The sequence below is a fragment of the Herbaspirillum sp. RV1423 genome, from assembly GCF_000577615.1.
Lineage (GTDB): Bacteria > Pseudomonadota > Gammaproteobacteria > Burkholderiales > Burkholderiaceae_D > Herbaspirillum.
On record NZ_CBXX010000056.1, the window covers coordinates 1 to 12,285 of the forward strand.

The following is a 12,285-nucleotide window of genomic DNA, read 5'->3' on the forward strand; positions in this document are numbered from 1 at the left end:
AGTTTCACCTTGGCAGCCACTGCGGTGCGCAGGTCGGCAACGACGGAAGCCAAATCCCGATCCCGGACATCGACGTAGATCCAGCCACTCGGTCGCGCATTCTCGCTCTTGAGCATTGGAGGGCCGTCACTGATCTTCAGCTTTGCGACGGTTCCCAGCGTGATCTGCTGGCCGCTGCCGGTCAGGATCGGCAAGTCGCGCAGCTTCTCCAACGAATCCCGAGTTTCCCTCGGATAGCGAACGCTGATCGGGTAACGCGCCAGCCCCTCGACCGTCTCGCCTACGTTCTCGCCGCCGATTGCCGAAGACACGATACTTTGCACGTCGGCGATATTGAGCCCGTAGTTGGCGGCCGCAAGCCGATCGATGTCGACGTCCACGTAACGTCCGCCGCTGAGACGCTCTGCAAGTGCAGAACTCACCCCAGGGACAAGCTTGGCAACCTGTTCGATTTCTTGCGCCGTCTTATCGATGTCTGCCAGGCTGGTTCCGGACACTTTGACGCCAATCGGGCTCTTAATCCCGGTGGCTAGCATATCCAGTCGATTGCGGATGGGCGGCACCCAGATATTCGATAAGCCTGGCACTTTCACGACACGGTCGAGTTCATCGATCAATTTCGCCGGTGTCATGCCGGAGCGCCATTGATCGCGTGGTTTGAACTGGATGGTGGTTTCGAACATTTCCAGTGGCGCCGGATCGGTCGCGCTCTCGGCCCGGCCGGCCTTACCGAAAACGCTGGCGACTTCCGGGACGGTCTTGATCAGGCGATCAGTTTGTTGCAGCAGTTCCGCAGCCTTGGACGCAGACAAACCGGGTAATGCTGACGGCATGTAAAGCAAGTCGCCCTCATCCATCTGCGGCAGAAACTCGCCGCCCAGTCGGCTGATCGGCCATAGCGTCGTCAGCAAGGCCAGTCCGGCAATGACCAACGTCGTTTTCGGGCGATGCAGGACGGCCTCCAATAAAGGTCGATAGCAACGAATCAGCCAGCGGTTCAACGGATTGCTGTTTTCCGAGGGGATGTTCCCGCGGATCATGTAGCCCATCAGGATAGGAATCAGCGTCACGGACAAGCCTGCGGCGCCGGCCATGGCATAGGTCTTGGTGAACGCCAACGGCCCGAACAGGCGTCCCTCCTGTGCTTCCAGCGTAAACACCGGGATGAACGACAAGGTAATGATCAGCAGGCAAAAGAACAAGGTCGGCCCAACCTCGGCCGCCGCCTCGCCGATTACGCGCCAATGGGTGTCCCCTTGAAGAGATTGCCCCGGATGTTCGTGCTTCCAGGCTTCGATATGCTTATGAGCATTCTCGATCATGACGACTGCGGCATCGACCATGGCGCCGATGGCGATGGCAATACCGCCCAGCGACATGATGTTGGCGTTGACGCCCTGGTAGCGCATCACGATGAAGGCAATCATGACGCCGAGCGGCAAGGAAACGATCGCCACCAGCGCCGAGCGCAGATGCCACAGGAACAGGCCGCACACCACCGCGACGACGATGAACTCCTCTAGCAGCTTGTGCGACAAGTTGTCGATGGCCCGGTCGATCAATTGACTGCGGTCGTAGACAGGAACGACCTCGACACCCGATGGAAGACTCTTCTTGAGTTCTTCCAGTTTGGTTTTGACCGCGGCAATGGTGTCGCGCGCATTCTTCCCGGAGCGCAGGATGACGACGCCGCCGACGGTTTCCCCCTGGCCGTTGAGCTCGGCAATACCGCGCCGCATCTCCGGCCCCAGCTGGATGGTCGCCACGTCACCCAACTTGACCGGGACGCTGTTTTGTCCCGTCGCCAACGGGATATTGCGGAAGTCCGCCAGCGTCTTCAGATAGCCGGAAGCTCGCACCATGTATTCGGTTTCCGCCATCTCCAGCACCGAACCGCCGGTTTCCTGGTTGGCTTTTCTGATGGCGTCGACGACTTTGTCTTGCGTGATGCGGTAGGCAGCCAGTTTCACCGGATCGAGCACGATCTGGTATTGCTTGACCATCCCGCCGACCGTCGCAACTTCGGCCACATTGGGCAAGCTCTTGAGCTCATATTTCAGGAACCAGTCCTGCAGGCTGCGCAGCTGCGCCAGGTCGTGTTGCCCCGTCTTGTCGACCAAAGCGTACTCGTAGATCCAGCCGACCCCAGTGGCGTCCGGCCCCAACGACGCCTTGGCCGAAGCCGGAAGGCGTCCCTGCACCTGGTTGAGGTACTCCAGTACCCGGGAGCGAGCCCAGTACATGTCGGTGCCGTCTTCAAACAGGACATAGACGAAGGAATCGCCAAAGAAGGAATAGCCGCGTACCGTCTTCGCTCCCGGCACCGACAGCATAGTGGTCGCCAGCGGATAGGTCACCTGGTTCTCAACGATCTGCGGCGCCTGGCCGGCATAGCTGGTGCGGATAATGACCTGGACATCGGACAGATCCGGCAAAGCATCCACCGGTGTCGTCTTAAGCGCCCAGACACCCCATGCCCCGAGGAACAGGACGGTGAGCAAGACCAGAAAACGGCTCGCAATCGACCATTTGATGAGTTTCTCTATCATGGCGCGCTCCGATCCAGCTTCTCGATCACATAGTCGCCATTCTTCTCACTGAAACTGAAATGCACGCTGTCCCCGGCCTTGAGGCCTGATGCCATGTCGGGCTGAGCCAATTTGAATGTCATCGTCATCGGCCCCCAACCCAGCGTTTTGACCGGACCATGCGAGAGCGTGATTTCGAGCCCCTTCAGCGATTCGATTTTCCCGGTTGTCTCATTGATTGCGGCCTGCGCTGTCGCAGCAGTGGAGGATGACGATGTATTCAATCTCGCCAGCACGCCTTTAAGACTTGCTTCGGAATCGATCAGGAATTGCCCTGACGTGACAACCTGCTGCCCCTCGGTGACGCCACCCAGCACGATGCTCTTGCCGTCGGCTTCCTGGCCAAGTTGAACTTCGACCGGCTGATATCGCCCGTCACCCGTAGTGACCAGCAAGACATTGCGGGTACCGGTGCGAATGACCGCTTCAGACGGCACCAACAAGCCTGGTGCCGCTTTGCCTGCGTCCAAATTGATCTGGGCATACATACCAGGCTTTAACCTGCCGTCGCGATTGGGTAATTCGATACGGACTCGAAGCGTGCGGCTGTCGGCATTCGTTTCAGGCAAAATGGCCAGGATCTTGCCAGTGAAGTTTTCACCTGGATATGCAGAAAAACGAGCTTCCAGCTTGCCGCCGACATTGATCTGTCCGGCTTGCGCTTCGGGAACGGCCGCTTCCAGCCATACGGAATCCAGGCCATTTATCTTGGCCAGAGGCGCGCCCGCTGTCACTGTCATTCCGCTTCTGATATCGAGCGTCTGAATCAGGCCTGCGATGGGAGCGACGATTGTCACCACGGTTTGAGGACGTCCGCTCTTTTCGACGCGGCTGATCAGATCACTGCTCATCCCGAGTAGTTGCAGACGCTCACGGGCGGCCTGAATTAATGCCGGATCGTTTGTTTTGATCACCGCCAAGAATTCCGACTGGGCACCGGCCCATTCAGGAATCAGCAAATCAACCAGAGGAGCACCGCGTACAACGACATCGCCAGGAGCCCGTGCATACACGCGCTCCACGAAGCCGCTGCTACGTGACTGAACGATCGCAACCTGGCGGTCATTCAGTTGCACGCTGGCGACGGCGTTCACCGTTGCCGATAAGTTGCCTCGCTCCACTTTCGCAGTACGCATTCCCAAATTCTGGACAATACCGGCATCGATCTTGACGCCGGCGCCATCTACCTGATCATCGGCGTATTTCGGCACCAGTTGCATGTCCATGAAAGGTGACTTACCCGGCTTGTCGAAGCGTTGACTCGGCATCATGGGGTCGTACCAATACAACGCCTTACGTTCCACTTGCGTAGTCGGGCCTGCAGTTTCGCTATGCATGGTTTGACCGCCCTTATTCTGTTGGGCAAGCCAATAACCGCCTGCGCTACTCACAGCAGCAACCGCAATCATCAGTACGGCAATTTGATAGGTATTTTTCTTCATTGCAGGTCTTCTCCGTAAGCAAAATAGAGCTGCGCGGCCATCGCCGTACGCTGAGCTTCTATATCGATGATTTTTAAACGTTGATCGACGATTTCGCGGCGTGCAGTCAATACCGTCGTCAAGTCGCTCTTACCCGAGCGGTAGCCTGCGTACTGGAGATCGACCTTTTGCTGTGCCAGAGGCAAGGCGGTCTGATTGGCGCGCTCCAGTTGGCGGGTCAACGTCTGGTAGTCGGCAAGATCGTTTTCCAGTTCGTTGGTGTGATCGCGCAGCATGGCTTCACGGTCGGCATCGATCCGATACAACTCCTGCTGTTTAGCGGCAATACGGGGATCCTGTCGGGTTGAAGGGGAGACAGGAATCTCAAACGTGAACTGGACCGAGACCATGTTGCCGAACCGCGCATCGCGTCGCTGATAGGCAAGCTCGACACCCCAGTCCGACTTTTTCATGGCTTGCGCTTCCCGGACCTCGGCTTCTGCCTTGCGTGTTTCGGCGGCAAAGGCTTGCAGTTCCGGATGCCGATGCAAATGCTCCCGCAGATGATTCGCGTCGATGCTCAGGGCGGGCAAGGCATCCACCAGCGGCTCATCCGCCTCGCCGCCGACGTAACGACGTAAGCCAGCCTTCGCTTTGACCAGGTCGCGAATCAGATCGTCGCGACGGTCGGCAAGCTGCACCGCCTCCTGTTTCGGCATGACGCTATCGGCAATCTGCGTACGACCGGAGGCGATTTGGGCACGTACTGCCTCTGCCCAGAGCTGATTCTCCTTGTCCAGGTTGTCGAACAAAGCGATCTTGCGCTCCAAGTAGTATCGATTGAGCCATGCCAAGGCAGTCGCCCGGCGCAATTTCAGACGCTCGACCTGCCGTTGTGCTTCGGCTGTTTCGATTGAAGCTTCAGCAACAGCAACGCGGGCTTGGCGTTTCGACGCATTGGGAAACTCCTGCATGACGCCAATCTTTTGCATCGTCATTGAGTCGGCATTGAGCCGGCCCCGATCCGGACCGGACACGGGATAGTTGTCGATCCCGGTGAAAATCTTTGGATCAGGCAAAGCGCCGGCGGATATCGCAGACGATTGAGCCGCCTGGATTTGTGCCCTGTTAGAGGCGAGATTGGGGGACTGGCGTTCGGCAATGTCGAGCGCCGCGTTAAAAGACAAGGGACCAGCTTGGGCAAGGCCGGACATCCCTGCGAGCAAAGCAAGCAAGGTACTGGATATCCTGCGAAAGGACATATTGTTCACTCCATAGCGTGACTGCGCGTACAAAAGCGCGCAAACAGTCGCCCGGCAGCTAGGCCGGACGCATCAACGAATCAATGAGATTTAGAGTGAACGAGGGGGACGCCACAACCCGGATGGGTCATGAGAAGGCAGAAATGACTCAGGCAACAGTGAAACGGTGTCGATCAGCGGAAGGATCAATGGATTGATGTCGACGGAAGATGTCGTCGATGGGAAAACCTGGCAAATCTTGCAGGCGTCGCCCATTTTGCACGGCGCCGTCGATTTGGATGACTTATCGGTGTCCGACATATTCATCACACAAGGCTCATCTGCGGCGTTCGCGGATGTCGCCATTTCCATAGACGCAGAATTTGTGCGCATCATTTCGACCATGCGTACCGCTGCCAGTCCCTCAAGGGGAATGGCAATGGCTAACAACAGGATCAGAAATGTACGCAGCATTTTCATGGGTTGGATTATAGACGATGTTTTATCAGCCGATATTGGAGCCTAAAAACATGCCATCTTCTATTGCTCATTCTTCAAGCATTGCGCAATATGTTCAGGGAGCGAAGGAAGATTTTCTGTTTTGAGCTTTTCGTTGTGAACAGCGATCTCTCCTATCGTTAGTTTTCCTTTGAAGTAAGCAGTGGCAGCCTGGGCAAGGCTATCTCGCGTATCAAGATATAGCTGTTCATCGTTGATTCGTATAAGTATAGCCAGAAGGGCATCACGAGCTTTAGCTGTCAACCGGGGCCCGATAGCATCGGCATCCACCTGCCAGGAGGCTCCCGGCTCAATGTTCTCGATTTTGTTTTGTAGTGCCTCTGATGTCTCTATATAGAAGGTATGGGCGTTGGCTAAATCTTTATACGCGCGCTCAAGAACCTGCATTTTTGTGAATGCTACTTGTCCCTCTGGATGTGCCAATAGGAACTGCAGCGTTTTTAGGTCAGGAAGGCTATTGGAACTAAAGGTGAAGATGAGCGGCTTAGCATAGGCCCAGATTGGGGCGGGGCCATCAGGCCATCGGCTGTGTTTCTGATGAAGACTTGCCGTTTCATATCTAATGACGTACCGATAATTGGTGAAGTCATCATACATAGCTCGAATAGAGAACGCTGCTGTTCGGGCGGCGCTTTTTTCTTCCTCAGTTTTGCGCTCTTTATGTACGTAATCGTTCACTATAAATGCTAGGCCGGCACCAACAAATGGTCCCAAGACGACTTTGCAAAACTCCCAAAAGAACCCCACTATGCTCGAATCCGCATTCGTTCGCCAAAGCGATATCGCCGCGATTGACGCCACGAATATCCAGAGAGCAGCAACGATTTTAGAGCCGATCAAAAGCCATGACTTCATTCCTTCTCCTGGATAAGATTTTTTTCTATTGTAGCGGTACCTCTTCCTTTGCACACCACTACGTTCTTGGGTTCGCAACATAACCGCTGACACATGTGTGATGTTCATATCAGTGCGGCTACTCATAGCTGACACGCTACTTATGCCTATAGATTGCCAGGAAGCTTATAAAATGAGACAGAGAGTCCACATTCAACGGAAGGGCGGCCTATGTTACCGAAACACCTCGAAGCCAAAAAGCGGCATCACTACGTTTGGGCGGAGTATCTGACACGCTGGGGTAACGGCACGAAGAATGTTTTTTACACCACGAAGACTGGGAAGATTGCCTGGGACAGTGTGCGTGCCATCGTCGCCGATGATTATTTCTATAAAACCACCACACTTACCGACAGACATGTTGAGATCATTAAAGGATTCTCCCGGCCAGGCAACAGCCGGCTTCATCAGCAGAACATGTCATTCCTTGATGACTTTCTACGGATACAGCAAGCTGAGGCTCTTTATCTTAAGTCAGGTATTAAAAATTCGGAAATTGAACTTAGCCTTCACGTCATGAGTTGCAACGCACTAGAAAATCTCCACGCGGCTCATGAGAGATCAGCGAGTCCAGTGTTGACCGAGCTGGCCGGTGAGAACCTCGATGTGCTTCAGGATCAACAGCGCATGATCCAGTTCATGATGTTTTTAGGTCATCAGATTTCTCGTACAAAAACTTGGCGAGATAGCCTCATCAAGGTTTTATTTCGGCGCACCCCACTCGAAATTGAGGTAGCAGACGCAATGGAGCATGCATGGTGGTTTTTGAGCTACATGTACGGGACGAAGTTGGGATTTAGCCTGTATACAGATCGTCACAACGCTAGACATGCATTGCTAATAAATGACACCACGGTACCTTTCATTACGTCCGACCAACCTATAGTCAATGTCCACTCGTGTGTTTCAGAGACTGAATTCGGCGCCCCTGAGCATGCCGACTTCTACTACCCAATCTCTCCGAGAATCGCCTACATCGTATGCGATTCTAAAAGGTTCGCCTCTGGTAAGAGTCAGGTTGATGAAGCTACAGTTCTGGAATTTAATTCCAAAGTTGCGGCGCAAGCCATGCGGCACATCATCGGTGATACTGAGGAGGTTATTCGTTTCTTCAAAAGTCATATTGGACGACGCTATCGAAAAGTTTCCGTCGATCGTGCCGTGCCGACCTAGCTACCCGTATCGCCATATCGGTATTCCCAGGGCGATCCAAATCCGATCATGCAAATCATGTCTTCTGGAGTGAGCGCCTCGGGCTGGACCAAGGCCAGACGACGCCGACCGTTCTCAAGAGGTCGGATACCCTAAAGTAAGTTTGGTCACGTCGTTAAAGAGGAGCGATATGACCGTTGTCGTCAAATTGAACGCATATTGACGCGTTTAGCGAGTTCTTCTGCAGACTCCCGACGCTCGCTATAGCGGTCGACGAGGAAGGGAGAGACGTCACGAGTCAGTAGTGTGAACTTGAAGAGTTCCTCCATCACATCCACTACGCGCTCGTAGTACGGCGAAGGCTTCATGCGGCCGTCCTCTCCGAATTCCAGATATGCCTTGGCAACAGAGGATTGATTCGGGATGGTGATCATCCGCATCCATCGACCAAGAACCCGCATTTGATTGACAGCGTTGAAGGACTGCGACCCGCCTGAGACTTCCATGACGGCTAGCGCTTTTCCCTGAGTCGGACGAACGGAGCCTTGCGTGAGCGGAATCCAATCGATTTGTGCCTTGAGGATGCCGGTCATGGCCCCGTGACGCTCTGGCGAGCACCACACCATCCCTTCGGACCACATGGCCAATTCGCGCAGATCCTGAACTTTCGGATGTGTTTCTGGCTCGCTGTCCGGCAGTGGCAAGCCACGCGGATCAAAGATTTTAACTTCACCACCCATTGCTTCGAGGAGGCGTGCAGCCTCCATCGTCAGCAGCCGACTGTAGGACCGCTCGCGTACCGAACCATACAGCAGCAAGAACCGTGGTGCGTGCGTCGAGCTGGCGACATTGGCGAAGTCCGTTGCCGTCGGCACTTTGAACAGGTCGCCGGCGATGTTAGGAAGGTCATTTAGCTGGTGCGACACGTTGGCCCTCCGCGTTGATGACGACTTCGCCGTCTTCCTTAGTGAATGGTCCTTTTTGAGGATTCGGCAGGATATCCAGCACTGCCTCGGACGGACGGCACAGCAGCGTGCCCTTGGAAGTCACAACAAACGGGCGATTGATCAGGATCGGATTGGCGAGCATGGCATCGAGCAGTTGCTCATCCGTCAGCGCAGGATTGTCCAGGCCGAGCTCGGCATAAGGCGTGCCTTTTTGGCGAATCGCTTCGCGCACGGTCAAGCCAGCGTCCTTGATCAGTGCAATCAAAGTGTCGCGCGACGGCGGATGCTGAAGATACTCGATCACGGTCGGCTCTTCACCGCTGTTACGGATCAAAGCGAGCGTATTGCGGGACGTGCCGCAGGCCGGGTTGTGATAGATCGTGGTAGTCATGACGTTTTCCTAAGGAACAGAAGAAATTGTTTTGGAGCGTGAAGGCGTAGTGGCATAGAAGAACAGCCCGGCGCCAAGGCTGGCAATGCCAATCAGCGCGACGATGGCACCTGGATAGCCGCCACCAGCGGCATAGAGAAGAGATGCAACGAAGGGACCGGCGGCAAAGGCAATTGTTACCGGTGTAGCCATGGCTCCGCTGATCGCCCCATAAGCTTCGCGACCGTAGAGCTCCGCCGGCAAGGTCCCCCGGACGATAGTCATGACACCGTTGCCGATGCCATACATGGCGGCAAATAGCCCATAGATAAGTAGCCATTCAGCCGGTGCGAACAACAAAATCAGGGCCACAGGCAGCAGGCAAATTGCGATGATCCCAATTTGCCTGGTCGTGGAATTCTTGCCGAACGTCGCCTCCAAGATGCGCCCCAATACCTGCATCGGCCCGATCAACGCGCCAATGCCCGCTGCGTAGTACGCCGACATGCCTCGGTCATGAAGAATGGAAATCAAGTGCAGCGACATCGCTGAAAACACCAGGGCATTCAATGTGACCGCTGCCGTGAGGAGAGAAAAGCTGGGTTCACGCAGCACGGTTGCCAGGCCGATGCTCTTTGCTGCGCTGTCCTTGATCTTTGCTTTGATGCTGGCGGCCCTTGGCAACAAGGCGTGGATCGGCAAGCAAATAGCAAGATTGGCTACTGCATAAATCATCCAGGTTTCACGCCATCCGTAATGTTCCAAGAGCCATTGCGTCAGCGGCCAAGACACGGTGCTTGCGAAACCACCGAACAGCGTGAGCATGGTGATTGCGCGCCTGAAGCCGCCTTCAAAGATCTGGGTGAGAACTGCGAACGCTGGCTGATAAAGGGTAGCGCTCATCGCCACACCAATACCTGCCCAGATCAAATACAGGCCAGTCACGCTTTGCACAGTGGAAAGCAGTGCCAACATTACCGCAGCCAAGACTGTTCCTGCGCCCATCAACAAGCGACCACCCACGCGATCGATGATGCTTCCTGCCAGTGTCGACAGCAGGCCTGAAATCAGGAGCGCAAGCGAATAAGCGCCGACGATGACTGGCTTGGAGGCTTGCAGCTCTGTTTGCATGGGCTGCATGAGCACGCCATACGCGTAGAACATCGAGCCCCATCCGACGATTTGAGTCAGTCCAAGAGACGGAATCAGCCAGGCAGGCTTGCGGGCGCTGGTATCCATGCTCAGACACTCAATCGCAAGGCCAGTGCGGATAACGTCACCAGCAGAACCGGAATGGTGAGCACGGCACCCACCTTGAAGTAGTAGCCCCACGAAATCCGGATTTCCTTGGCGGCAAGCACGTGCAGCCACAACAGCGTCGCCAGACTGCCGATCGGGGTGATCTTCGGCCCCAGATCGCTGCCGATGACGTTGGCGTAAATCATGGCCTCCTTGACGACGCCTTGCGCTGTGGCAGCATCGATCGACAACGCACCGACTAGGACCGTGGGCATGTTGTTCATGATCGAGGACAGGAAAGCGGTCAGCAAGCCCGTGCCGATAGCCGCACCCCAGACGCCATGTTGAGCGAAACCATTCAAGAGACCGGTGAGATAGTTCGTCAGGCCAGCGTTGCGCAGCCCGTAGACCACCAGATACATCCCCAACGAGAAGAAGACGATCTGCCACGGCGCCCCTTTGATCACCTCCCTGGTGGAGATAATATGGCCTTTTGCAGCGACAGCAAGCAGGATAAGCGCGCCGACTGCGGCGACGGCGCTGATCGGCACGCCCTGGCTCTCTAGCCAGAAGAAACCGACCAGCAACAGACCGAGTACCCACCAGCCAGCGATAAAGGTTGAGCGGTCATGGATGGCATCGGTTGGTTTCTTGAGCTGCTTGAGATCATAGTCGACGGGGATATCGCGACGGAAATACAAAAACAGCACCACCAAAGTCATGATCACGGAAACGACATTGACGGGGATCATGACGGCCGCGTACTGCGAGAAGCCGATTTTGAAGAAGTCCACCGAGACGATGTTCACCAGATTCGAGACAACCAGCGGCAGACTTGCAGTGTCAGCGATGAAGCCGGCGGCCATCACAAATGCCAGCGTGGCTTGCGGCGAAAAGCGCAACGCCAACAGCATGGCAATGACGATCGGAGTAAGAATAAGCGCGGCACCATCGTTGGCGAACAGCGCAGAGACGGCCGCGCCCAGCAATACCAGCAACGCAAACAGCTTGCGACCACTACCACCGCCCCAGCGGGCGACATGCAATGCTGCCCATTCGAAGAAGCCGGCCTTATCCAAAAGCAAGCTGATGATAATGATGGCAATGAACGTACCCGTCGCATTCCAGACGATGTGCCACACCACTGGAATATCGGACAACTGAATGACGCCGAATGCCAGGGCCACCAGAGCGCCTGCGCATGCGCTCCAGCCGATGCCAAGGCCACGTGGCTGCCAGATGACAAAAACCAAGGTGAGCAAGAAGATGGTGAATGCAGTAACCACGTTGTTCCTATGACTTCGAATATCCGGGACGGATGGGCTTTTAAGGCGAAAGAGCACGCCCTTGCGGGCGTACTCTTTCCGATCATGATCAGACTTGGCTGGCGCCGATAGCGTCCATTTCACGCTTGATGGCAGTCTTTTCCAGCGTATGGAACGGCAGACTATTGAAGATGTTCACGCGGGTGGTGATTTGGCGCGCCACTTTCGAAAATACGGCGCGCTTTTGCTCTTCGGTCCCGGTCGCTGCAGCAGGATCTTCAAAGCCCCAGTGCGCAGAGATAGGCTGGCCAGGCCAGATTGGGCAGACTTCGCCGGCAGCGTTGTCGCAGACGGTAATGATGAAATCCATCTTTGGCGCATCTGCTGCCGCAAACTCGTCCCAGCTTTTGCTGCGAAGTTTTTCCAATGGATAGCCGGTGCTCTTGATTTGCTCGACGGCGAGCGGATTGACGGTACCCCCAGGATGACTACCTGCGCTATACGCATTGAAACGACCTTTACCCATCGTATTCAACAAAGCTTCGGCCATGATGCTGCGGGCGGAGTTGCCCGTACACAGGAAGAGAACGTTATAAGTTTTGTCAGTTTGAGGAGAGCTCATGGAAATCCTTATTCGTGTGGAATGTAG

General features: G+C 55.4%; 11 protein-coding genes. 2 read left to right on the plus strand and 9 right to left on the minus strand.

Annotated elements, in window-relative coordinates; translation table 11 throughout:
* The 3 genes from RV1423_RS26685 to RV1423_RS26695 all read right to left on the minus strand — a co-directional run.
* On the minus strand, nucleotides 1–2,549 hold a 2,549-nt coding region (locus tag RV1423_RS26685; RefSeq protein WP_034303626.1), incomplete at its 3' end, for an efflux RND transporter permease subunit.
* On the minus strand, nucleotides 2,546–4,030 hold the full coding sequence (locus RV1423_RS26690) for an efflux RND transporter periplasmic adaptor subunit (RefSeq protein ID WP_034303627.1): 1,485 nt from the start codon (nucleotides 4,028–4,030) through the stop codon (nucleotides 2,546–2,548). The genes RV1423_RS26685 and RV1423_RS26690, both read right to left, overlap by 4 nt.
* Nucleotides 4,027–5,271: a TolC family protein gene (locus tag RV1423_RS26695; RefSeq protein WP_034303629.1), complete on the minus strand. Its 1,245-nt coding sequence runs from the start codon at nucleotides 5,269–5,271 to the stop codon at nucleotides 4,027–4,029. The genes RV1423_RS26690 and RV1423_RS26695 overlap by 4 nt, the downstream gene beginning before the upstream one ends.
* Nucleotides 5,272–5,467: 196 nt before the next feature.
* Between RV1423_RS26695 and RV1423_RS26700 the strand changes: the two genes are divergently transcribed.
* Nucleotides 5,468–5,776: a hypothetical protein gene (locus RV1423_RS26700; RefSeq protein WP_034303630.1), complete on the plus strand. Its 309-nt coding sequence runs from the start codon at nucleotides 5,468–5,470 to the stop codon at nucleotides 5,774–5,776.
* Between the two features lie 14 nt (nucleotides 5,777–5,790).
* Here the strand turns inward: RV1423_RS26700 and RV1423_RS26705 are convergent, their stop codons facing one another.
* A complete protein-coding gene (locus RV1423_RS26705) occupies nucleotides 5,791–6,624 on the minus strand; it encodes a hypothetical protein (RefSeq protein WP_034303631.1) in 834 nt (277 codons plus the stop codon).
* A gap of 210 nt (nucleotides 6,625–6,834) precedes the next feature.
* Between RV1423_RS26705 and RV1423_RS26710 the strand changes: the two genes are divergently transcribed.
* Nucleotides 6,835–7,836 carry a DUF4238 domain-containing protein gene (locus tag RV1423_RS26710; RefSeq protein ID WP_034303632.1) on the plus strand — a complete coding sequence of 334 codons (1,002 nt, stop codon included), beginning with the start codon at nucleotides 6,835–6,837 and terminating at the stop codon, nucleotides 7,834–7,836.
* Between the two features lie 182 nt (nucleotides 7,837–8,018).
* Here the strand turns inward: RV1423_RS26710 and arsH are convergent, their stop codons facing one another.
* The 5 genes from arsH to RV1423_RS26735 all read right to left on the minus strand — a co-directional run bounded on the left by arsH (nucleotide 8,019) and on the right by RV1423_RS26735 (nucleotide 12,258).
* Nucleotides 8,019–8,741: an arsenical resistance protein ArsH gene (gene arsH, locus RV1423_RS26715; protein WP_034303633.1), complete on the minus strand. Its 723-nt coding sequence runs from the start codon at nucleotides 8,739–8,741 to the stop codon at nucleotides 8,019–8,021.
* Entirely contained in the window at nucleotides 8,722–9,153 is a 432-nt protein-coding gene (gene arsC / locus RV1423_RS26720) for an arsenate reductase (glutaredoxin) (protein WP_034303635.1), read from the minus strand. The genes arsH and arsC overlap by 20 nt, the downstream gene beginning before the upstream one ends.
* Before the next feature lie 9 nt (nucleotides 9,154–9,162).
* Nucleotides 9,163–10,371, minus strand: coding sequence for an MFS transporter (locus tag RV1423_RS26725; protein WP_034303637.1), 1,209 nt, complete (start codon nucleotides 10,369–10,371; stop codon nucleotides 9,163–9,165).
* Between the two features lie 2 nt (nucleotides 10,372–10,373).
* Nucleotides 10,374–11,657, minus strand: coding sequence for an arsenic transporter (locus tag RV1423_RS26730; RefSeq protein WP_034303639.1), 1,284 nt, complete (start codon nucleotides 11,655–11,657; stop codon nucleotides 10,374–10,376).
* Between the two features lie 88 nt (nucleotides 11,658–11,745).
* Nucleotides 11,746–12,258 (minus strand): arsenate reductase ArsC, encoded by a 513-nt coding sequence (locus RV1423_RS26735; protein ID WP_034303640.1) that lies wholly within the window; start codon nucleotides 12,256–12,258, stop codon nucleotides 11,746–11,748.
* Nucleotides 12,259–12,285 lie beyond the last annotated feature (27 nt).

Excerpts from the sequence above, each read along its gene's own strand:
- RV1423_RS26705 (WP_034303631.1), bottom strand. The coding sequence starts at position 6,624 with ATGAAGTCATGGCTTTTGATCGGCTCTAAAATCGTTGCTGCTCTCTGG.
- RV1423_RS26690 (WP_034303627.1), bottom strand. The coding sequence starts at position 4,030 with ATGAAGAAAAATACCTATCAAATTGCCGTACTGATGATTGCGGTTGCT.
- RV1423_RS26700 (WP_034303630.1), top strand. The coding sequence starts at position 5,468 with ATGTCGACGGAAGATGTCGTCGATGGGAAAACCTGGCAAATCTTGCAG.
- RV1423_RS26695 (WP_034303629.1), bottom strand. The coding sequence starts at position 5,271 with ATGTCCTTTCGCAGGATATCCAGTACCTTGCTTGCTTTGCTCGCAGGG.
- RV1423_RS26735 (WP_034303640.1), bottom strand. The coding sequence starts at position 12,258 with ATGAGCTCTCCTCAAACTGACAAAACTTATAACGTTCTCTTCCTGTGT.
- arsC (WP_034303635.1), bottom strand. The coding sequence starts at position 9,153 with ATGACTACCACGATCTATCACAACCCGGCCTGCGGCACGTCCCGCAAT.
- RV1423_RS26710 (WP_034303632.1), top strand. The coding sequence starts at position 6,835 with ATGTTACCGAAACACCTCGAAGCCAAAAAGCGGCATCACTACGTTTGG.
- RV1423_RS26725 (WP_034303637.1), bottom strand. The coding sequence starts at position 10,371 with ATGGATACCAGCGCCCGCAAGCCTGCCTGGCTGATTCCGTCTCTTGGA.